The following is a 1,935-nucleotide window of genomic DNA, read 5'->3' on the forward strand; positions in this document are numbered from 1 at the left end:
TTGTTGTGTCCTGAACGCGAAAGGGAGAAGCATGTAGGAACTCTTCTTGTAGCGATGCTGTACGAAGGATGAAGGTTTGGCCCTTCAAATTCGCCCTGCGGGGGGAGAATTTAAACCACCTCATGCTGCGCTAGCTGAAGACTGCCGTGGTGAACGATGAGGAAAAGGCGTCCGCTGAGACGTCAGGTGGGGATCGGGAAGGCGAACGCAAGTGAATCGCTGCTGACGTGTCGAAACGTAGAGACGACATCAGAACCGGGGTGTCAAAGCAATCCCGGGATGAGTCTGGCGGGTGCCCGTCTATTGGCCAGGCGGTGTCCGGCATACAGGCGACGCGAGCCCGGTCTGCGGCCTTCGTACGGAACAGGAGAAGGCGGGCTTGGATACGTCTCCGCTGGTGAGCGGGGAGAGAGGGAGCGTCCCGGGCGGTCCGAAGCCGTGAGGGACTGAGTACCGACGCCAAGCACGCCGGCGGACCGGCTCGTAGTAGTGATGAAGCCCCTGTAATCGGGGTGGAGCGAAGGGGCCGGGTCGTTCGTGACTGTGTTTATTCGATCAACCGGGTGTTTCCCGGGAGGAGTCGCGTGAACGAGTTGAAAGCATCAGGCAAGCCGTTCGATATCTCGAAGCAGTCCGTCTGGGAGGCGTACGAGAAAGTCAGGTCGAACAAGGGTGCACCGGGTGTGGATGCGGTGTCGATGGAACAGTTCGAGAAGGATCTGAAGAACAATCTGTACCGGATCTGGAATCGTCTCTCCTCCGGCACCTATTTTCCGCCCCCGGTGCGTGCGGTGGAGATCCCCAAGAAAGGGGGCGTCCGGATTCTGGGCGTGCCCACGATCGGGGATCGTATAGCCCAGACGGTGGTTGCCGGGGTGCTGGAGGCGAAGGCCGAGCCGGTCTTCCATCCAGATTCCTACGGTTACCGGCCTGGGCGGTCGGCGATCGACGCGGTGGGCCGGTGCCGGGAGCGCTGCTGGAAGGCGGACTGGGTCATCGACCTGGATATCCGCGCGTTCTTCGACAGCGTTCCGTGGGATCTGGTCCTCAAGGCGGTCGCCGCCCACACTGATCCGTCCCAGTCCTGGGTCCTGTTGTACGTGCGGCGATGGCTGGCCGCACCGCTGCAACTGCCTGATGGGACACGGCGCGAGCGGGACCGGGGGACGCCTCAGGGCTCGTCGGTTTCGCCTGTCCTCGCCAACCTCTTCCTTCACTACGCCTTCGATTCCTGGATGGCGCGGAACTTTCCCGCCATCGGGTTCGAACGGTACGTGGATGACGCGGTGGTTCACTGCGTCAGCGAACGCCAGGCACGCTTCGTTCTCTCGGCGATCGGGAAGCGGATGGCCGAGGTGGGGCTTGAACTGCACCCGGAGAAGACACGGATCGTGTACTGCCAGGATGCCAACCGGCGTGCCTCGTACGAGCACACCGAGTTCACCTTCCTCGGCTTCACCTTCCGCACACGCTCCGCGGTACGCAAGGACGGCGGAATGTTCCGGTCGTTCACGCCCGCGATCAGTGGGGGAGCCCTGCGCAGGATCAGTTCCGAGGTGCGGTCCTGGCGGCTGCACCACCGCACCAGCCTGACCGAATCGGACCTCGCACGGTTCATCAACCCGATCATTCGCGGGTGGATGGCGTACTACGGGGCCTTCTACAAGTCGGCCCTGCATCCTCTCTTGGAACGCGTCAACGCCTACGTGATGCGGTGGATGCGCAAGAAGTACAAACGGCTGCGGGGCAGGAAGAAAGCCCAAACGGCGTGGAACCAGGCTGTCGCACGACGGCCTCGGTTCTTCGCCCACTGGGTCTGGACGACCCATGCCCCGCGCGTCTGGTGACCAGAACGACAAGAGCCGTATGACGAGAGATTGTCACGTACGGATCTGCGAGGGCCGAGGGGTGAGAATCCCCTCGGCTACTCGGCGG

1 protein-coding gene is annotated in these 1,935 nt (G+C 62.6%); it reads left to right on the plus strand.

Features of this window, described 5'->3' with window-relative positions; all coding sequences use genetic code 11:
* Nucleotides 1–512 precede the first annotated feature (512 nt).
* Nucleotides 513–1,847 carry a group II intron reverse transcriptase/maturase gene (gene ltrA / locus ABZV34_RS38970; RefSeq protein ID WP_356287876.1) on the plus strand — a complete coding sequence of 445 codons (1,335 nt, stop codon included), beginning with the start codon at nt 513–515 and terminating at the stop codon, nt 1,845–1,847.
* The last annotated feature ends 88 nt before the right edge of the window (nt 1,848–1,935 follow it).

The sequence above is a fragment of the Streptomyces sp. NPDC005195 genome (genome assembly GCF_040608315.1).
Taxonomy (GTDB): Bacteria; Actinomycetota; Actinomycetes; order Streptomycetales; family Streptomycetaceae; genus Streptomyces; species Streptomyces kaempferi.